General features: G+C 66.4%; 15 protein-coding genes. 7 read left to right on the forward strand and 8 right to left on the reverse strand.

Annotation, left to right across the window (positions count from 1 at the left end; translation table 11 throughout):
• Nucleotides 1-270 precede the first annotated feature (270 nt).
• Nucleotides 271-2,961, forward strand: coding sequence for a TonB-dependent receptor domain-containing protein (locus QRN25_RS03210; protein ID WP_285017427.1), 2,691 nt, complete (start codon nt 271-273; stop codon nt 2,959-2,961).
• A 123-nt stretch (nt 2,962-3,084) separates the two neighbouring features.
• Here QRN25_RS03210 and QRN25_RS03215 read toward each other — a convergent pair whose 3' ends face one another.
• Both QRN25_RS03215 and QRN25_RS03220 read right to left on the reverse strand, forming a co-directional pair.
• On the reverse strand, nt 3,085-6,366 hold the full coding sequence (locus QRN25_RS03215; RefSeq protein WP_285017428.1) for an amidohydrolase family protein: 3,282 nt from the start codon (nt 6,364-6,366) through the stop codon (nt 3,085-3,087).
• 118 nt (nt 6,367-6,484) lie between these two features.
• Nucleotides 6,485-6,925 (reverse strand): Lrp/AsnC family transcriptional regulator, encoded by a 441-nt coding sequence (locus tag QRN25_RS03220; protein WP_271182973.1) that lies wholly within the window; start codon nt 6,923-6,925, stop codon nt 6,485-6,487.
• A gap of 148 nt (nt 6,926-7,073) precedes the next feature.
• Here QRN25_RS03220 and ocd point away from each other — a divergent pair, with 148 nt between their 5' ends.
• Nucleotides 7,074-8,120 carry an ornithine cyclodeaminase gene (gene ocd / locus QRN25_RS03225; protein ID WP_285017429.1) on the forward strand — a complete coding sequence of 349 codons (1,047 nt, stop codon included), beginning with the start codon at nt 7,074-7,076 and terminating at the stop codon, nt 8,118-8,120.
• Between the two features lie 121 nt (nt 8,121-8,241).
• Nucleotides 8,242-9,831 (forward strand): amidase, encoded by a 1,590-nt coding sequence (locus QRN25_RS03230; RefSeq protein WP_285017430.1) that lies wholly within the window; start codon nt 8,242-8,244, stop codon nt 9,829-9,831.
• Nucleotides 9,832-9,880: 49 nt separating this feature from the next.
• On the opposite strand, the gene QRN25_RS03235 is transcribed toward QRN25_RS03230, so the two are convergent.
• Together QRN25_RS03235 and QRN25_RS03240 are read right to left on the reverse strand one after the other, a co-directional pair.
• Nucleotides 9,881-11,575, reverse strand: a complete 1,695-nt coding sequence (locus QRN25_RS03235; RefSeq protein WP_285017431.1) for a M61 family metallopeptidase — start codon at nt 11,573-11,575, stop codon at nt 9,881-9,883.
• Between the two features lie 217 nt (nt 11,576-11,792).
• Nucleotides 11,793-12,269, reverse strand: coding sequence for an Lrp/AsnC family transcriptional regulator (locus QRN25_RS03240; RefSeq protein ID WP_285017432.1), 477 nt, complete (start codon nt 12,267-12,269; stop codon nt 11,793-11,795).
• Between the two features lie 130 nt (nt 12,270-12,399).
• Here QRN25_RS03240 and QRN25_RS03245 point away from each other — a divergent pair, with 130 nt between their 5' ends.
• The 3 genes from QRN25_RS03245 (at nt 12,400) to QRN25_RS03255 (ending at nt 15,668) form a co-directional block, all read left to right on the forward strand.
• Nucleotides 12,400-13,353 (forward strand): ornithine cyclodeaminase family protein, encoded by a 954-nt coding sequence (locus QRN25_RS03245; protein ID WP_285017434.1) that lies wholly within the window; start codon nt 12,400-12,402, stop codon nt 13,351-13,353.
• Nucleotides 13,353-15,209 carry an amidohydrolase family protein gene (locus QRN25_RS03250; RefSeq protein ID WP_285017435.1) on the forward strand — a complete coding sequence of 619 codons (1,857 nt, stop codon included), beginning with the start codon at nt 13,353-13,355 and terminating at the stop codon, nt 15,207-15,209. The genes QRN25_RS03245 and QRN25_RS03250 overlap by 1 nt, the downstream gene beginning before the upstream one ends.
• Before the next feature lie 183 nt (nt 15,210-15,392).
• A complete protein-coding gene (locus QRN25_RS03255; protein ID WP_285017436.1) occupies nt 15,393-15,668 on the forward strand; it encodes a hypothetical protein in 276 nt (91 codons plus the stop codon).
• Nucleotides 15,669-15,686: 18 nt separating this feature from the next.
• Here the strand turns inward: QRN25_RS03255 and pcaF are convergent, their stop codons facing one another.
• The 3 genes from pcaF to QRN25_RS03270 are packed head-to-tail and all read right to left on the reverse strand — an operon-like array spanning nt 15,687 to nt 18,311.
• Nucleotides 15,687-16,895: a 3-oxoadipyl-CoA thiolase gene (gene pcaF / locus QRN25_RS03260; protein WP_285017437.1), complete on the reverse strand. Its 1,209-nt coding sequence runs from the start codon at nt 16,893-16,895 to the stop codon at nt 15,687-15,689.
• A gap of 58 nt (nt 16,896-16,953) precedes the next feature.
• Nucleotides 16,954-17,610, reverse strand: coding sequence for a 3-oxoacid CoA-transferase subunit B (locus QRN25_RS03265; RefSeq protein ID WP_285017438.1), 657 nt, complete (start codon nt 17,608-17,610; stop codon nt 16,954-16,956).
• A 14-nt stretch (nt 17,611-17,624) separates the two neighbouring features.
• Nucleotides 17,625-18,311, reverse strand: a complete 687-nt coding sequence (locus QRN25_RS03270) for a 3-oxoacid CoA-transferase subunit A (protein WP_285017439.1) — start codon at nt 18,309-18,311, stop codon at nt 17,625-17,627.
• Nucleotides 18,312-18,424: 113 nt separating this feature from the next.
• Here QRN25_RS03270 and QRN25_RS03275 point away from each other — a divergent pair, with 113 nt between their 5' ends.
• Nucleotides 18,425-19,207, forward strand: a complete 783-nt coding sequence (locus QRN25_RS03275; RefSeq protein ID WP_285017440.1) for an IclR family transcriptional regulator domain-containing protein — start codon at nt 18,425-18,427, stop codon at nt 19,205-19,207.
• Nucleotides 19,208-19,211: 4 nt separating this feature from the next.
• On the opposite strand, the gene QRN25_RS03280 is transcribed toward QRN25_RS03275, so the two are convergent.
• Nucleotides 19,212-19,970: an IclR family transcriptional regulator domain-containing protein gene (locus tag QRN25_RS03280; protein WP_350224231.1), complete on the reverse strand. Its 759-nt coding sequence runs from the start codon at nt 19,968-19,970 to the stop codon at nt 19,212-19,214.
• Nucleotides 19,971-20,069 lie beyond the last annotated feature (99 nt).

Here is a 20,069-nt window from a genome sequence, read left to right on the forward strand (position 1 = left end):
TGTGCGTGTTGCCTGTGCGTGCAGATGCCCCATTCGCCTGCACGCCCGGTCCCGCCAACATCCAATACCACACACGACCAAGGGACCAATGCGCGGGCTGGCCCCTTCCACTGGTCCCCGCATCGCTGCCGGGCATTGGTCCCCTCGACTTCCTCAAAGTGGATGTTCCTCCCGGACCGCGCATGCGCTTCACCCATTTTCAGCCGCGAGGCCCAGCCTCGTAGCATTGTCAGATCGTCCCCGAGGGCGACCGCGAACAGGGATACATTGATGGAACAGATTTTCCGCGCACGCCGCCGGTCGATTCTGGCGGGCACCGCGCTTGTCGCACTGAGCATTTCGGCCGGTCCGGCGCTCGCCCAGACTGCTGCCCAGTCAGGCGACGACAGCGCTGCATCTCCGCAGGGCGACATCGTCGTCACCGGATCGCGCATCGACCGCCCCGGCTACGAATCGCCGACGCCGCTGCTGCACATGTCGCAGGAAGACCTGCAGGTCGTGAGCCGCACCAACCTCGGCGCGGCGCTGGCCGACCTGCCGCAGTTCAAGGCATCGCAGTCGCCGCAGACCTCGGGCACCAATGCGCAGGCGGGCCGCTTCCCGGTCAACATCCGCGGTCTTGGCGAGACGCGCTCGCTGGTCCTCGTCGACGGACGTCGTCTGGTCAGCGACAACGATCTTAACACCGTGCCCTCGATCATGGTCAAGAGCGTGGACATCGTCACCGGCGGCGCTTCGGCGGCGTGGGGTTCGGACGCGGTCGCGGGCGTTGTCAACATGATCGTCGACGGCGAATACGAAGGCGTGCGTCTCGGTGCCGAAGGCGGCATCTCGTCGCGCGGTGACGCGGGCCAAGTCAAGTTCGAGGGCAAGTACGGCACCAGCTTCGCAGGAGGCCGGGGCCACTTCGTGATCGGGGGCGAATACCTCGACAACAAGGGCATCCCGCGCAAGACCGACCGCGAGAACACCGGCCGCTTCGCCATCATCAACAACACGCTGACTTCGGACGTCGGTTCGGCCACGCGCCTTGTCGGCGGCTATGTCACCTCGGGTCCGGCAGGCCTTCGCGGCATGGGCTTCAACCCCGATGGCAGCCTGCGCACGCCCGACATGGGCATCATCGTCGGCACCAACATGGTCGGCGGCGAAAGCACCTCCGACGACGACCGCAGCCCGCTGATCACGCCGCAGAAGCGCTACACGGCGATGGCCAAGGCGTCTTACGAGCTGACCGATACGCTCAAGCTGAGCGCTGACCTGCGCTATTCGCGGTACTACAACAGCTATACGTGGTTCGGCGATCACACCAGCAGCGTGACGATCCAGGCCGACAACGCCTTCCTGAACGACGACGTCAGGCAGATCCTTGCCGATGCGAACGCCAGCAGCTTCACGATGGCGCGCTACAACGCGGACCTTTCGTACAGCACGATCAACCTCGACCGCCGCAGCATCCAGGGCACGCTGGCCCTCGACGGCAGCTTCGGTGACGGGCGCTGGCGCTACACGGCCTATTACAGCCACGGCCAGTACCGCAACAAGATGGACACCCCCGGCTTCCTGATCGCGAGCAACTTCGCCAATGCGGTGGATGCGGTGATCGATCCGGCGACGGGTCAGGCGGTGTGCCGTTCGGGCGCGGCAGGCTGCGTGCCGCTCAACCTGTTCGGCGAAGGCGCGCCCTCGCAAGAGGCGATCGACTACGTCACCGGCACCCCGCGCTCCAACAGCGTGAACCGGCTCGACACTTACGGCGTCTCGCTGCGCGGCGAGCCGTTCGAGTTGCCCGCAGGCCCCGTATCGATTGCGATCGGTGCGGAAGGGCGCAATCTGGAAACCAGCTCGACGATCGGCGAACTGGATGCCGCCCGCGCTTTCTCGACGTTCTACTTTACGTCGCTGCAGGGCAAGTACGACGTGAAGGAAGCGTTCGGCGAAGTGGTCGTGCCGGTGATCCGCGACGTGCCGCTGCTGCGCAAGCTTGAGCTGAACGGCGCCGTGCGCGTGTCGGACTACAGCACCACCGGCAGCGTCTGGTCGTGGAAGCTGGGCGCGACGAACGAGTTCCTGCCCGGCGTCATCGGCCGCGTCACCCGTTCGCGCGACATCCGCGCGCCCAACATCAGCGAACTCTACTCCAACCGCACGGTCAGCTATGTCGGCGTGATCGATCCGCAGTACACCGGCGATGGCAGCCGCAGCATTCTGGTCTACGGCGGCGGCAATGCCTCGCTCCGCCCGGAAAAGGCGGATACGTGGACGGCGGGCATCACTGCCGCTCCGCTGCGCGGCCTGACCGCCTCGATCGACTACTTCAATATCGCGATCAAGGACGTCATCACCAGCATCGGCGCGCAGGTTCTGGTCGATCGCTGCAACAGCGGTAACGCCAGCCTGTGCGATTATATCACGCGCGGCAGCGACGGCAGGATCGTCAGCGTCGCCTCGTCCTCGGTCAACCTGTCGGAGTTCAAGTCCGACGGTATCGATGCCGAAGTGGCCTATACGATGCCGGTGAACAACGACGCCAACGGGCGGGTCACCTTCCGCCTCGTCGGCACCTGGGTGAACCGCTTCACCACCGACGACGGCGTCACCAAGGTCGATTACGTGAAGTCGCAAGGCTATGCCTTCGTCAACGGCGTGCCGCGCATCCGCGCCAACGCCTCGGTCGGCTATGCCAGCGACGGCTTCAGCGGTCTGGTGCGGGCGCGCTACACGTCGGCGGGCCTGTGGGACGGTACGCGCCCGACGATCACCAACGGGCGCATCCCGGCCTATACCTACATCGATCTGCAGCTCAGCCAGAAGGTGCCCTTCGGTGACGGCCAGCACTTCGAGCTTTACGGCAATGTGTCGAACCTGTTCGACAAGAACCCGCCGCTCTACTCGAACTTCTCGCCGTACTACGACGTCATCGGTCGCTACATGACAGTGGGCGCGCGTCTGGAGTTCTGACGCGGGGGCCTGAGAGCACACAGAAAAGGCGGCGGGTTTGGCACCCGCCGCCTTTTTCATGCCCGCAGTTCGCGAAGAGCCTTTACCACCCACCACTGACGAGGTTGCGTGCCCCGCGCCGCGTCAGTACTCGAACGACGCGGCGTTGCCCTGCTTCTCCTCGAAGGCCGCCGCGGTGCTGATCGCGTGGGCGACCTCGCGCTTCGACATGCCCTCGAACCACTGGGCGTCGCGGCTCTGCACGCGCGGCCACTGCTCGTTGAGGGTCGCGGCTTCGTAGAGGCGGCCGTTCTGCATCACCAGCGAGAGCGAGCGGGTGTTGCGGATGTCCGCCAGCGGATCGCGGTCCAGCACCAGCAGGTCGGCCAGCTTGCCCGGCTCGATCGAGCCGAGATCGAGCGCTCGGCCGATCACCTCGGCCGAGCCGATCGTCGCCGCCCGCAGGATCTGCGCCGCGCTGGCCCCGCCCGATGCCATGGCCTCCAGTTCCCAGTGGTAGGACAACCCCTGCACGACGCTGTGCGAGCCGACGCCCAACAGGCCGCCCGCCTGTCCGACATCGCTCGCCTGCTTTGCGAACAGGGCGAAGCCTTGCCCGTCGGCGCGGTTCCACTGCGCCGAATCGCGCTTGCCCGCGAAGACGAATTCGGGAACGAAACGGCTCAGCTTTCCGTCGAAGTCCTCCTGATGAACCGCCGCCATCGCGCCCAGCGGTCCCGGCGCGCCGTAGAGCACCAGCATCGTCGGCACCGTCGAGATGCGCGATCGCACCAGCATCTGCTTCACGTCGTCATGCAGCGGCGCGATCGGCAGGCTGTGTTCGTTGCCCGCGTAGCCGTCGAGCATCTGCGTCAGGTCCAGCCGGTAGTCGCTGGCGCCTTCGGTCGTGGGCATCAATCCCAGCGCCTGCGCGCCTTCGATCAGGTGCCGCCGCTCTGCCCGGTCGCCGACCATGTACTCCTTGATGTTGGGGGTGCGGTAATAATCCGAATAGCGCCGCAGCGTGGCGATCGCCTCTTCGCGACTGGCCATCGGGCTGTTGCGGAACACGCCCTCGCCGGTGGAGAACGCGCGCTCACCCACCATCAGACCGGCGTCGATCATGTCGGCATAGCCGAACACGTCCGGATCGAACGTCTGGACGTCCAGCCCGGCGGTCACCCCGTAGGCCAGGTTGGCGGAGAAATCCCAGTGCCCGATGTCGAGGATGCGGCGCCGCGTCTCGAACCAGTGGGCATGGGCGTCGATGAAGCCGGGCAGGATGAACTTGCCCGTCATGTCGCGGACTTGCGTGTCTGCGGGTATCTTCAGCGTGCCGCGCGGCCCGACCCCGGCGATGCGGTTGTCGACGATCAGGACGTCGGCGTCGTCGATGACCTGATCGGCCTTCATGGTGATGACCTTCGCCCCGCGCAGCAGCAGCTTGCCCCGGGGCACGTCGCGCGGGAGCACGACGTCCATCGCGATGCCGCCCGCCCGCTTCTCGATCGCGGCAGGGGCACCGTCCTGCGCGGCGATTACCGGCAATTGCCGCAAGGTCGAGCCGACCGACCACACGAGCGAGCGCATGTCGGGCGCCCAGTCCATGTAGTCCGCGCCGATGGCAGTGATGCGCCGCGCTTGCGCAGCCGCATCGGTGACGGTGATGGTCGGCGCCGCGTCGTCCTTCGCTTGCGGCACCGGCACGAGGTAGAGCTGCGAGGCCAGCCTCACCAGCGCGGTGCGGCCATCGGCGCTCAGCTGCGCGTTTTTGAGCGGGGCGGGCGTGTCGAAATACTGGCTGTCGGGGCGAGCGATCAGCTTGACCAGATGCCTTGCCGGTTCCTCGGCATCGACCGCGTGCGAGGAAATCCAGCCATCGGCGTAATAGCGCACGCGCGCCGGATCGGGATCGCGCCGCAAGTCCATCGCCGCGCCTACCTCGCCAAGCGAGTGCATCGGCCCGCCGTCCACGGGTATCCGCACCAGCGTCGAGGGCATCGGCCCAAGGCTTTCGGCCGAACGGTAGAGCCGGTCATGCTGACTGGCAGAGAACGCGACCACGTCCTTGCCGCCGGCAAGGAACAGTGGTTCCGAATAGAAGGCCGTCTGCGTCGTGACCCGGCGCGGCGCGGTCTTGCCGTCCGCAGCCACTATCCAGACGTCGCCGCCTTCCTTTGCGGTCCAGGTGACGTAAGTGACGAAGCGCCCGTCGTCCGACCAGCTCGGCTGCCATGCGGCGCCCGGCACGTCGAGGCGGCGGGGAGTCGCGCCTTTGCGGTTGAAGGCGATATAGATACGGCCCACGGCGCCGAAGACCACCTGCCTGCCATCGGGGGAAAGGCGCGGCGTCTGGATCACGCGAACATGGACAGGGCCGGTATCGACCTGGTGCTGGCGGCGAAGCGGCGGCGGCATCTCGTGTCGCACATGCGCCTCGAACGGAATGTCGACGAGTGCGCCTCCGGCAAGGTCGATGCGTTTCAGACCACCGCCGAGCCCGAGATAGATGCTGCGGTCATCGTCGGAAAACACTAAGCGCGGCATCACATCGACGTAATAGCCGCCGGACTGCCCATCCGGATCGAGCGGGGCATGGATCAGCCTGTCGCTCCCGTCGGTCAGGTCGTGCAGGCGCAGCACTGTCTGCTCGTTTTCCCGCGTCACATAGGCGAGCAGGCGGCCGTCGTGCGACAGTACCGGCCGCATACCGCCGCCGGGTGTAGTCAGGACCTCGTGCTGAGTCCGGGTGGCGAGGTCGAAGCGCGCGATTGTCCAGTGCGGCAGGGGGCCGCTGGACCAGGTCGTGCCCGCCTTGGTCGCATAGTACAGGCTCTTGCCGTCGGGGGAGGCGACCACGCCCATCGCGTTGCGCCGCTGCGGATGCGGATCGTCACCATGGGGCTGGGCCTTCACCAGCACGTCCGCCTTGCCGCTCGCGACGTCGAAGGACCACAGTTCGAACGCCAGCACGCCCCAGATCATGCGCGAGACGTAGAGCGTGTGGCCATCGGGCGACCAGGCGGGAGAACCGTAGTGCGGCGCGCCGCTATTCTCCTGCGAAACGCGGCGGGCGTTGCTGCCGTCCGCATCGGCGATCCACAGGTTCTCCCGCCCGTCGCGGTCGCTCACGAAAGCGATGTGGCGGCCGTCGGGGGAGAATACGGGCTGGGTGTCGAATGCCGCGCCCGTCATCACCGGACTGGCTTTTCCGCCTGCAGAGGGCAGGGCGTAGATGTCGCCGAGCAGGTCGAACAGGATGGTGTTCCCGTCCGGCGAGAGGTCCAGCGCGGGCCACGTGACTTCCCGGGTGTCGTACTCGATGATCCGCCCGGCGAGCGGCGGCAGCGTATCCGCCCAGACCGAAGGCGCCACCGCCATTGCCGCGCATGCCAGAACCGCCGAACCTGCCAGCCACTTGTTCACTGCGTCACCTTTCCGCGATTATCCATGACACGGTTGCATCGCCTTTCGTCGCCTTGCGCGAAACATCCAGTTTCCGCAGCGGGACGGGTCCACCGGGCGGATGCTTGCGCCGCTCGCGTCAGACCGTGCTCAGCAGCAGGCTGGTTTCGCTGTTCAGCACCCCGTCGATCATGCGCACCTGTCGCAGCACCCGGTCGAATTCCGAGAGGCTGCCGGTACGAATGTCGGCGACGAGGTCCCAGTTGCCGTTGGTGGTGTGCAGCGCATGGATCTCGACCATGCCCCGCAGCTTCTGGATCACCTGCGTGGTCGACTTGCCGGTGATCTCGATCATCATCACCGCGCGCACGGAAAGATCCTCGTAGTCGTCGCGGACCCGGATCGTGAAGCCCAGCAGCGTTCCGGTATCGATCAAGCGGTCCAGCCTGCTTTGCACGGTGCCGCGCGCCACGCCCAGCGCATCGGCCAGTTTCGACAGCGAAGCGCGCCCGTCTGCCCGAAGGTGGCCGATGATGCGGCGGTCGAGGTCGTCGGGGATAAACTTGGCGGAAGATGACAAGAGTTGATGGCCTGAAATCGAGCATATTGTATAAATATGCTGATAAAATTGTCCAAAGTTCATCGGTCTGCAAGGCGGTATGGCAATTTTTACCAGCACGGCCTCGCTCTACGATCGTCCTGCCCATTCACCATCAGGATACGAAATCATGGCGCCGCAGCCTTCCCCGCTTGCCTTCATCCCTTTCGTCAGCGTCGAAAACATGATGCGCCTCGTCCATCATTTCGGGATCGAGACGGTGCTGCATGAACTGACCGATGCGATAGAGGCCGACTATTTGCGCTGGTCCCTGTTCGAGAAAGCGCCGCGGCTGGCCTCGCACTCGCAAGAGGGCGTGATCGAACTGATGCCCACGTCCGACGGCGAGGCCTATGCCTTCAAGTACGTCAACGGCCATCCCAGCAACACCGCGAAGGGTTTGCAGACGGTTGCAGCCTTTGGGCTGCTGGCGCGCGTGGATACCGGCTATCCGCTGCTGCTGACCGAGATGACGCTGCTGACGGCGCTGCGTACTGCGGCGACGTCCGCGATGGTGGCGCGCCGCCTCGCCCCGGCGGACGCGCGGGTCATGGCGATGATAGGCAACGGCGCGCAGGCGGAATTCCAGGCGATCGCGATGAAGGCCATCGTCGGCATCGAGGAAGTGCGCCTCTACGACCTCGATCCCGAGGCCATCCGCAAGGCCGCGCGCAATCTGCAGGGCAGCGGCCTCCGGGTCGTGGCCTGCGAAACCTCGCAGGATGCGATCGAGGGCGCGCAGATCATCACCACCTGCACGGCAGACAAGGCCTATGCCACCATCCTGTCCGACAACATGGTCGGCTCCGGCATCCATATCAACGCGATCGGCGGCGACTGCCCGGGCAAGACGGAACTGCACCGCGACATTCTCGACCGCGCGGCCACTTTCGTCGAATTCGAGCCGCAGACCCGCATCGAGGGCGAGATCCAGCAGATGGAGGCGTCCTATCCGGTGACCGAATTCTGGAAGGTTCTGAGCGGCGAGGCCGAAGGCCGCACCGACGCGCGCCAGATCACGCTGTTCGACAGCGTCGGCTTCGCGATCGAGGATTTCTCGGCGCTGCGCTACCTGTTGGGCAAGCTGGACGGCACCACGTTCTTCCAGCAACTCGACATCATCGCCGATCCCGACGATCCGCGCGACCTGTTCGGCATGCTGCAGCGGGCTGCCTGATCGGGCTTCGGCTCAACCCCGAGACTACGTGACTTGCGGCGGGGGGAGTGGTCCCGCGCCGCAAGTCATCTTGGACCTTTACCATCGGGTGGTCGCCGTGAAGAAGCGGGGAGATTGGCAAATGGAGATGAAGACGATGGGCGAAGCGACCCTTGACGGTACGACGGCGACCCGCCGAACCGTGCTGACCGGCGCAGCCACGGCACTGGGCACCATGGCGGCACCGGCGCTCGCACGGGTCGCCGAACGGCGTGGGACGGGATCGAACGAGATCGTGATGATGAATGCGACCGACCTGTCGGCCGCGATCCATCGCCGCGACTTGTCCAGCCGCGAGGTGATGACCGCCCATCTGGCGCAGATCGACCGCCTGAACCCCCGCTTCAACGCCATCGTTTCGCGCGTGGACGGCGATGCGCTGCTGCGACAGGCTGCCGCCATGGACGAGGACGCGGCGGCGAACCGTTTCCACGGGCCGCTCCATGGCTTTCCCCATGCGGTGAAGGACACTGCCCCGGTCAAGGGTATTGCCAGCACGCAGGGTTCGCCGATCCTGCGGGACAACATTCCTGCAGCCGACAGCCTCGTGGTGTCGCGCATGCGCAAGGCCGGTGCGATCTTCCTCGGCAAGAGCAACGTACCCGAGTTCGCGCTGGGATCGCACAGTTACAATCCGGTGTTCGGAACGACGCACAACGCCTATGCCTACGGCCGCGCAGCGGGCGGCAGCACCGGCGGCGGCGCGGTCGCGCTGGCGCTGCGGATGGTGCCGGTGGCGGACGGCAGCGACTTCGGCGGGTCGCTCCGCAACCCGCCCGGCTGGAACAACGTCTTCGGACTGCGTCCCTCGTTCGGCCGGGTTCCTTCGGTGCCCAACACCGACCTGTTCTGGCAGAACTTCGCCACGTCGGGGCCGCTCGGCCGAACCGTGAGCGATCTTGCGATGCTGTTTTCGGTGCAGGCGGGCGGCGATGCGCGCGCACCGTTCTCTCTCGGCGATGATCCGGCGATGTTCGCGCGTCCGCTCGATCGCGACTGGAAGGGCGGCAGGGTCGGCTGGCTGGGTGATCTCGGCGGTGCGCTGCCGATGGAGGCCGGCATCATGGAAACCTGCACGAAAGCGCTCAAGGCATTCGAGGCGATCGGCATGACCGTCGAGGAAGCGACCCTGGCCGAACCTGCTTCCGAGATGTGGCGTACGGCAGTGGCGCTGCGGCACTGGTCGGTCGGCGCCGATCTCCAGGGATTCTACGACGATCCCGCCAAGCGGGCGCTGATGAAGCCCGAAGCGATCTGGGAAGTCGAGGGCGGCATGAAGCTGACCGGGCCGCAGCTTGCCAAGGCGTCGGAAGGCCGCACCCGCATCTACAATGCGTTCGCCGCGGCCTTCGAGAAATTCGATTTCCTGGTGCTGCCCAGCGCGCAGGTCTTCCCGTTCGATGCCAGCGAGCACTGGCCGACCGAGATCGCCGGAAAGGCCATGGACAGCTATCACCGCTGGATGGAAGTTACCCTTCCCGCGACGATGGCGGGCCTGCCTGCTCTGGCGGTTCCGGCCGGCTTCGGCGGTGCGCGCAAGCTTCCCATCGGTCTTCAGATCATCGGCAGGCGCCATGCGGATCTGGCGGTGCTGCAAGTCGGCCATGCTTACGAGAAGGCATCGCCGTGGATCGCCGCGAGCCTGCCATCCGCCCTGCAGGGACTGCGCTGAACGATAATTCCGTCGATCCGCGTGCCGCCATGCGGGTCGGCGGCGCGTTTCAGCGCGCCGCTTCCCACTGGTAGGCGGACACGGTCTCTCCGCGAGGTTGGTAGCGCAGATGCAGTTCCTCCCCGGCGCGCTTCACGTCGAGGGAGAGGAAAGCCTGCTGGTCGCCCTGCAAGCCGTCCTGTGAGAACGTGTTGAGTATCTCGTCGCCTTCGCGCAGTCCGGCGGCTTCGGCATTCGAGCCGGGAATGATGCCCTTCACGATCTTCGGGCGTGCCAGCAGCGAGGCGGGGTCGAAGCCGAGGTCGAAACGGCGCAGCGGCTTCTCGATGCGGCGGAACTGCGGGCCGAAGGTGTCCGACGGCGGCAGCACGACGCCGCCCTTGAGCATCGCCTCGAACGCGGCGATGCCCGTGTCGCCGAGGTCGGCTTTCAGCAGGCGGCGGTACAGCGCTTCGTCCATAGGCCGCCCGGCGCGGCGCTCGGCCAGCATCGTGCGCACCAGATCGTCGAGAGAGCGCTTGCCACCCGACGCCTTGCGGATCGCCGCATCGGTGGCCGCGAAGTAGAGCGAGCCGCGATCGTAGGGCAGCACGCGGATCCGCGTGTCGCGCCAGAAACTCGCCGGGATATCGGCGTTGGGCACACCGATCTTGATGTTGGTGTAGTAGCGCGCCGCCGTCTCGTTGAGGTCGGCGAGGAAATCCTCGGCCGAGATCAGGCCCGCGCGGTAGGGCAGCAGGCGCTGGTAGTGCACCGCCAGCCCCTCGCCGAACCACGAGCGGTCGAGCCCGCCCGCCGCATCCATCGAGGCGTCGAGCGAATTGACCCAGGCATGGAGCATCTCGTGCGCCAGCAGCGAGCGCAAGTCGGCGGGTTTGGAGGTGTGGTTGAAGGTAAAGGCGAAGCTGTCCTTCAGGCCGATGCCGCTGCCCGGGTTGCGCTGGTTGGTCCGGCCGAACACGCCGAAGCTGGGCGGGGTATAGCCGAAGAACGCGCCATAATGGCGGTGCAGGTCGCCGGCCCATGTCATCAGCGGCGCCATCGGGAAGGGCGGAATGCCCTGCCATGCGGCGAAGAAGCCGTCGTTCGCGGGCGGAAACACGCCGGGCTGGCCGCCCATGTAGTACATGTGCGCCAGTTCCGAAGCGGGCATCGCCTTGCGCGCCGTCGCGTTGCCGACCCCGAGGCTGGAGACGCCCTTGCCGTTCGGGCCGTAGGCGGCGAAGTTCCACGTCACACTGGCACGGCGCGGCGTCTCGTCATCGGGCAGGATCAGGAAGGCGTTGCCCGCCGCCGAGAAACCGCCGAGTTCGGTGCGCATCTCGTACTGCGGCAGGGCAAGCGGCGGTGCGGCGGCGTCGATCGGCACGCGGTAATGCACCTTCAGCGCGCCCTCGACGGCACGCGGCGCGCGCCACAGGCGGGTGCGGTTGGAGCCGTCCTCCTCGACGTCCTCGACACGCGGGGTAAGGGCGCCGCGCCGGTCGCGGACGGTGAGGCCGGTGATCGCAGCGCCGCTGGTGACCACGGTATTGGCGACGAGGGGCATGCGCAGCAGCGGTGCGCCCTCGGTGCGGGACATGCCTTCGGCCACTACCGTCACGTCGACATAGGGCACATGCTGCTCGGCGTCGGGCTTCGCGGGGGCCAGCGTCACGCGCAGCGCGGGTTCGGCAGCGGCTCCGTCGGCAGGCGCACAGGCCAGCGCGGCCAGCAGGGAAAAGGCGATACGACGATCGGGCATGGTGGGCTCCTCCTGCCCGTGAGTCTATGGGCGCGCGGCGACGAAGGTTTCGCGTAGATGGCCGCCCGATCGCCTCGCCAAGCATCATTTATGCACAGGGTGGGGGCATGAATTCGAAAACCACTTCGTCATTGCGAGCGTAGCGAAGCAATCCAAGGCAGTCTTGAGCCGCCCTGGATTGCTTCGCTACGCTCGCAATGACGACAGGGAGCGGATCTCAGGACGCCGACGGCAGCGGCAGTCGGTGGGTGCACTTCATCTCCGACAGGGTCGCGGTGGAGCGGATGTCCTCCACCCCCGGCAGGCGCAGCAGGCGGCGGAAAGTGAAGTTCTGATACCACGCCATGCTCGGCGCCAGCACCTTGAGCATCACGTCCATCTCGCCGAACAGGGTATAGGCCTCAGTGATCTCGGGGATGTCCTCGATCGCGCGGATGAAGCTTTCGCGCGCCTCGTCGCTGAGGCGGCCCATCTTGAGCTGGGCGAAGATGTACATGCTTTCGCCGAACTTCTCGCGGTCCAGCACGGCGACTTGCGCCTTGATGTAGCCTTCTTCCTTCAGCCGCTGGATGCGCCGCCAGCAGGGCGATTGCGACAGGCCGACGCGCTCGGCGATCTCGCTCGACGATTCCGAGGCGTCGATCTGCAGCCGGTCGAGAATCTTGAGGTCGAGCCGGTCGAGTGCTTCCGCCATGATTATGCGTCATCCCTGTCATCGATGCATTGAATTGCCATCGAGCCTAGGCAAATGCGCGAAGTCGGGCAAGCATTACGCCGATAGGGCGGCTAGCGTGTGCACACAGGGAATTGAAAGGACGGCACCGATGAAACGCGACGAGCTGACGATCTTCGACAGCGAGGCGGTGCGCGAGAAGCTGTCCTATCCTGATTGCATCCGTGTCGTGCGCGAGGCGATGATGGCGCTGTCTTCGGGCGAGACGCGCCAGCTTTTGCGCACGATGCTGTCGCTCGGCCCGGGTCGCACCTTTGCTCAGATGCCCGGAGCGCTTGGCGAGCGCGACATGTTCGGCACCAAGACCATCAGCGTCTTCGCCGATCCGCGTTCGGCGGGCCTTCGGCGTCACCGGGGTCTCGTCGTGCTGTTCGAGCCCGAGGAAGGCCGCCCGGTCTGCGTGGCCGATGCCGAGGAGATCACCCATATCCGCACTGCCGCCGCGACTGCCGTGGCGACCGACGCGCTGGCGCGGCCCGATGTGAGCACGCTGCTGATCCTCGGCACCGGCGGTCAGGCGCACACGCACCTCAAGGCCCTGCCGCTGGTGCGCGATTTCGAGCGCGTGCTGATCTGGGGCCGCACACCCGACAAGGCCGAGGCTCTGGCGGCTGAGTACGCCCACCTCAACGCCGAGGCTGTGGCGGACCTGCCCACGGCAGCGGGTGAGGCGGACGTCATCTGCACCCTGACTACCGCTTCCGAGCCGGTGCTGAAGGGCGAGTGGCTGAAGCCCGGCGCCCATGTGAACCTCGTCGGCTCCAGCGGCCCCGGCCCGGTCGAGGTCGACAGCGCGCTCGTCGTCAACAGCCGCTACGTGGCGGACAGCCGCGCCTCTGCGCTCGACGCGGCGGCCGAGTTCATCCTCGCGCGGGAAAAGGACCTGATCGACGACAAGCACATCGTCGCGGAGATCGGCGAAGTGCTGCTCGGCCGCGTGGAGGGGCGCCGTTCCGAATGGGATATCACCGTCTACAAGTCGCTCGGCCATGCGGTGCAGGACCTTGCCGCCGCCGCTCACCTCTACCGGAGTTCGCTCGCCTGATGTTCCGCATGCCCTTGCGCGCCGCGCTGTTCGCCTCGACCCTGCTGGTCACGGTCCCCGCCCACGCAGAGCACCTGCGCTACAGCTTCGTCTCCAACGGCGAGAAGGTCGGCTTCGTAGACGCCGACGTGCAGGGCAATCGCGTCGCCATCGAGTACGACGTCAAGAACAACGGCCGCGGCCCGACCATGCGAGAAACCGTCGAACTCGGCCGCGACGGACTGCCCACGCGCTGGGAACTGGACGGCAAGGCAACGTTCGGCGGCGACGTCCACGAACGCTTTGCGCGCGAAGGCACCACGGCGCGCTGGACTGACTCCATGGGCGAGAAGCAGGCGGTCGCCAGCGGCCCTGCGCTCTATGTCGGACAGAACGCCAGCCCCTGGGCGCTGGGGCTTTACGCCCGCGCGCTGCTCAAGGATGCGGACGGGCGCATGGCGGCGTTCCCGCGCTATGCTGCCCTCCAGAAGCGCTTCGCCCATACCATCGACGCGCCGGTGCGCATCCGCAACGTGCGGGTGTTCGATCCTGCCAGCGGCATGCTGGGCGATCCGGTCTCGGTGGTCTTCGCGCACGGCCGCATCACCGGCATCCAGCCGCTCGACGAGCCCGCTACGCCGGGCGAGGCGCTGATCGACGGCAAGGGCGGCACGCTGCTGGCGGGTCTGCACGACATGCACGCGCATATCGGGCTGGAATCGGCGATGCTCTACATCGCCGCCGGGGTCACCTCGGTGCGCGACATGGGCAACCACAACGACTTCCTGCCCGGCCTGATCGACCGCATCGGCAAGGGCGAAGTGGCCGGGCCGCGCATCACCGCCAACGGCTTCCTCGAAGGCCGCAGCCCGTATTCGGCGCGCCACGGCATCGTCGTGGACAGCGAGGCGGCGGCGGTTGACGCGGTGCGCTGGTATGCCGCGCGCGGCTACTGGCAGATCAAGATCTACAACAGCATGAACCCGGCATGGGTGCCCGCCATTGCACGCGAGGCCAAGCGGCTGGGCATGGGGCTGACCGGGCATATTCCTGCCTTCACCAATGCCGATGCGATGATCGCGGCGGGCTATGACGAGATCACCCACGTCAACCAGCTGATGCTGGGCTGGGTGCTCGACATCAAGGAGGACACCCGCACCCCGCTGCGCCTGACGGCAATGCGGCGCACGGCGGGGCTGGACCTCGATGCCCCGCGCGTGAAGACGACGCTGGATACGATGGTCGCGAAGCACATCGCGCTCGATCCGACAGCGGTGACGCTGGAACTGCTGATGCTCAGCCGCGACGGCAAGCCCGCTCCGGCGGTGGCGAGCTATATCGACCACCTGCCGATCGGCCTCCAGCGCCGCCGCCGGCAGGCCATCGCGCCGCTGAGCGAGCCGGGCGACGATGCCGCCTATCTGGGCGCCTTCGATGCGGTGAAGCGCGTGGTAAAGCGCCTGCACGACCGGGGCGTCACGCTGCTGCCCGGCACCGACGACGGCACCGGCCTGTCGGTGCACCGCGAACTGGAGATCTACGGCGAGGCGGGCATACCCGCCGCCGACGTGCTGCGCATCGGCACGCTTGGGCCGGAGCGCTACATGGGCAACGATCAGGAACTGGGCTCGATTGCGCGGGGCAAGCGGGCGGATTTCCTGCTGCTGCCGGGCAATCCGCTGGCGGACCTTCGCGAACTGCACCGCATCGCCATGGTGGTGAAGGACGGGACGATCTATTTCCCGTCCGAGATCTACCCCGCGTTCGGCGTGAAGCCTTTCGCAGAAGCCCCCGCAATCGCGCTTCCCAGCAGCAAGCCGGCGCCCGCCACGACCAGCGGCGGCGACAGCCACGACGCCGCCGACGAGTTTCTCTAGAGCCGGATGACGTTGCCTTGGATCGTCATCGCGAGGGGAGAGGGGACTAAGGGCGGGTCAATCCGATCTCATCCCACTCCAAAGTGCGCAATGAAATCGCGGTCTTTACTGCGCAACCTCGCTTTCCATTGCGCGTAGCCCGTGCGATCTGCGGTCGGGATGAATGATTCACGACTCACCCTGATGGAAGCGATCGCGACGCGACGGTTCGTCACTGCGCGCTACAACGGCAATACGATCACGCTTGCGCCGCACTTGCTGTTCGAGCGGCATGGCGACCTTGTCGTCAGCGCCATGAATCCCGGCAAGGCGCGCCGCAGTGACGAGGAGCCCGGCCTCGGCCAGTTCAAGCTGGCGGGCCTCTCCGCGCTGGAACTGATGGACGAGCATTTCGAGCCGCTGGCGTCCTACGACGGCTCGCCCCCGCGCAGCGACGATGTGCTGATCCTGTCGGTCTGACGGCGGCCACTGCGGCCGTCAGACCCGCTCGACCGCTAGCGCCAGCCCCATGCCGACACCGATGCACAGCGTGGCGAGGCCACGCCTGCCGCCGGTCTTCTCCAGCTGGTGCACGAGGCTCATGGCGATGCGCGCGCCCGACATGCCGAGCGGATGGCCCAGCGCGATGGCGCCGCCGTTGGGGTTCACATGCGGCGCATCGTCCGGGAGGCCGAGGCCGCGCATGACGGCAAGGCCCTGGCTGGCGAAAGCCTCGTTCAGTTCGATCGCGTCGAAGTCGCCGATGGTCAGGCCAAGCCGCTCCATCAGCCTGAGCGTCGCGGGCAGGGGGCCGATCCCCATGACGCGCGGCTCGACGCCGACCGACGCCATGCCGAGAATGCGCGCGCGCGGCGTCAGCCCATGTGCCCTGGCCGCCGCCTCGCTTGCGACGAACATCGCCGCCGCGCCGTCGTTGATGCCGGACGCATTGCCCGCCGTGACGGTGCCTTCGGGACCGAACAAGGGCTTCAGCTTGGCCAGCGTCTCGATCGTGGTGTCGGCGCGGGGATGTTCGTCGATCGACACCTCCAGCGTCTCGCCGCGCTTCTTCCCCGGCACGGTGACGGGGACGATTTCCTCCGCGAAGAAGCCGCTCGCCTGCGCCGCGGCGGCGCGCTGCTGGCTGCGCAGGGCGAACGCATCCTGATCGGCGCGGCTGATGCCGAAGTCCTCGGCGACGTTCTCGCCGGTGCGCGGCATCGTCTCGGTGCCGTAGAGCGCATCGAGCGCCGGGTTGACGAAGCGCCAGCCCATCGTCGTGTCTTCCAGCTTCTGCGCGCGGCCGAAGGCGCTGTCGGACTTGCCCATGACGAAGGGCGCGCGCGTCATGCTCTCGACACCGCCCGCAATGGCGAGCGCCATCTCGTCATTGCGAATGGCGCGTGCCGCCGTGCCGACCGCTTCGAGGCCCGATGCGCACAGGCGATTGAGGGTGACGCCGGGGACGGTGTGCGGCAGGCCCGCCAGCAGCAGGCTCATGCGCGCGACGTTGCGGTTGTCTTCACCCGACTGGTTGGCGCAGCCGTAGAAGACCTCCTCGATGGCGGCCGGGTCGAGCGAGGGGTTGCGCGCGATCAGCGCGCGCATCGGCACGGCGCCGAGGTCATCGGCGCGGATCTTCGAGAGGCCGCCCGCGTAGCGGCCGATGGGTGTGCGTATGGTATCGCAGATGAAGGCTTCGGTCATCGTGTGGTCGTCCTTTGCACCCTTGTGGGCGTCTTGAGTGCCGTTGAGTGCCGCTTGGTCAGACGGGTTCGGCGGCTTTCGTGAAGGCCAGGTCGAGGCCGGTGATGCGGCGCAATTCCTCTATGTCGAGGCCCTCGACCATCTCCACCACGCGCGCGCCGGAGGGGCCGAGGTCGAACACCGCAAGGTCGGTGTAGACCCGCGACACGCAGCCGAGGCCGGTCAGGGGGTAGGTGCAGTTTTCGACCAGCTTGCTCTCGCCCTGCTTGGTCAGAAGTTCCATCATCACAAAGGTTTGCTTGGCACCGATGGCAAGATCCATCGCTCCGCCGACCGCCGGGATCGCATCGTGCTCGCCGGTGTGCCAGTTGGCGAGGTCGCCGTGCACCGAAACCTGGAAAGCGCCGAGCACGCAGATGTCCAGATGCCCGCCGCGCATCATCGCGAAGCTGTCGGCATGGTGGAAGAAGCAGCCGCCGGTCAGCAGGGTAACTGCCTGTTTTCCAGCATTAATCAGCTCCCAGTCTTCCTCCCCCGGAGCGGGCGCAGGCCCCATTCCGAGCAGGCCGTTCTCGCTCTGCAGGAAAATCTCGCGCTCCGCAGGAAGGTAGTTGGCGACCTTGGTGGGCAGGCCGATGCCGAGGTTGACGTAGGCACCTTCGGGAATGTCGCGGGCGACGCGGGCGGCCATCTGGTCGCGGTTGAGGCGGTTCATTTTATCCTCTCCTTTCAGGCGGCTACGGCGATATGCGCAGGTGAGATCTCAACTACGCGCTGCACGAAGATGCCCGGTGTCACCACTACTTCGGGGTCGATGTCACCCAGCGGCACGATCTGCGAAACCTGCGCGATGGTGGTCTTTGCCGCCATCGCCATGATCGGCCCGAAATTGCGCGCGGTCTTGCGGAACACGAGGTTCCCCCAGCGGTCGCCCTTGTGCGCCTTGATCAGCGCGAAGTCGGCCTGGATCGGGTATTCGAGCACGTAGTGTCTGCCGTCGATCTCGCGCACTTCCTTGCCTTCGGCAAGCAGCGTACCGTAGCCGGTGGGCGTGAAGATCGCCCCGAGGCCCGAGCCCGCAGCCTGGATACGCGCGGCCAGATTGCCTTGCGGAACCAGCTCCAGTTCGATCTTTCCGGCGCGGTAGGCGGCGTCGAAATGGTGCGAATCCGACTGGCGCGGAAACGAGCAGACGATCTTGCGCACCCGCCCTTCGCGGATCAGCGCGGCGACACCGTGCTCGCCGTTGCCGGCATTGTTGTTGATGATGGTGAGGTCGCCCACCCCGCGTGCGATCAGCGCGTCGATCAGTTCGTCGGGCATGCCCGCGGTGCCGAAACCGCCGATCATCACCGATGCGCCGTCATGAATATCCGCGACGGCCGCAGCGGCGCCGTCGATGGCCTTGTCGATCATCCGACTCTCCAAAGGCTTTATGTTGAATGCTGACCTCGCGTGTCTGCCTCTGGGTAGGTTGCGTCAATCGGTAAACGTGATATTGTCCGGTAATCGGTTGTTTAGGTGTGCGCATGCAGGATTTCGGCCAGTTGGACGCGAAAGGCGATCCCGAATTCATGACCTCGCTGGCACGGGGACTGGCGGTTCTGCGCTGTTTTGCGGACAGCGAACGGCCGATGACGATCGCACAGGCGGCCCGCTTGACGGGGCTGAGTCGTCCGGCGGTGAAGCGCTGCCTGCATACGCTCGTCAGGCTCGGCTACGCGGTGCAGGACGGCACGCTCTATGCGCTGCGCCCCAAGGTTCTGGCGCTCGGTTTCGCGTATCTTTCGTCAAGCAGCCTGGCGATGCGGGCGCAGCCGCTGCTCGACCAGTTGCGCGACGATCTGCACGAATCCTGCTCCCTCGGCGTGATCGAGGAGGATGAGGTCTATTACGTAGCGCGCGCGGAAGTGTCGCGGATCATGTCGATCGCGCTGCGGGTGGGCAGCCGCCTGCCGCTTTACTGCACCTCGATGGGGCGGGTGATGCTGGCCGGTCTCGATCGGGCCGCGCAGCAGGCGTACCTGCGGCGTACCGAACTGACCGCGCGCACCGACCGGACGGTGACGGAACCCCTGGCATTGCTGGAGATCCTCGATCACGTCGCGCAGGAAGGCTACGCGATCATGGATCAGGAACTGGAGCGCGGGCTGCGCTCGGTGGCGGTTCCGGTGATCGTCGATGGCCGCGTGATCGCCGCCGTCAACATCGGCACCCAGGCGGACCGGGTGTCGATGGCCGACCTGCACTCACGCTACTTGCCTGCGCTCAGGCGAGTGGCGCGCGATCTGGCGGCCTTGCGGCCGGTCTGACGGGTCAGTGCGTGGTCGCGATGGTCTCCGCCGAACTGCGCAGCCGGTCGAGATAGCGGTCGATCGCCACGGTTTCCTTCATGGCCGAGGCGAAATAGGTCATGGTGAGGACGTTCTCGACCCCGCCGTCGCGCATGATCGGGATCGCGAGCGAAGCGGTCTTGCCGTTCTTTTCGTAGACAGATGGGCGCCACGCGTAGCCCCTGCTGCGCACTTGTTCCAGCGAACGTAGCAGTTCCTCGACGTCGAACATGTCGTTGCGGGTGTCGGGGTCCATCTCGCCGCGCAGCAGGTCGTGGGCGCAGTTTTCGGACTGATAGGCCAGCCACGCCATGCCGGTGACGCTGCCGAGCACCGGAAACGTGCTGCCGGGCTTCCAGTTGAAGAACGTCAGTGTCGTCTCGTGGTGAGTCGATGCGCGGATCACGAAACGGCGGCCGACGCGCTCGGAGAGGAACACCGGCCAGCCGATTTCGCGTGTCAGGTCGCTCATCAGCGGCTGTGCGGCGGTGCGCAGCTTCTGCCCCTCGTAGCCGCTGGCGAGCGACTGGACGAGCGCGGTCGGACGGTAGCGCTTGCTGCGGTCCTCACGCTCGATCATGCCTTCGTGAAGCAGAGTCTGCATGATGCGGAACGCCGTGGGGTATGGCAGATTCTCGTGCCGCGCGATCTCCGACATGGAGACGCTGCCGAACTCGTTGATCGTTCGAAGTACACCCAAAGTCCGGCTTACGGAGCGAATGGGAACGCCGCTTTCCATCATCTGCCTTGCCCCTTTATCAGGCTCATCCGACCGGCTATAACCCTCATGCTGGCGGTATGGCGTGACTGTCTGCGGGCGATGACACGACAGTTTTTTGAA

This window comes from Novosphingobium sp. fls2-241-R2A-195, from assembly GCF_030209485.1.
Lineage (GTDB): Bacteria > Pseudomonadota > Alphaproteobacteria > Sphingomonadales > Sphingomonadaceae > Novosphingobium > Novosphingobium resinovorum.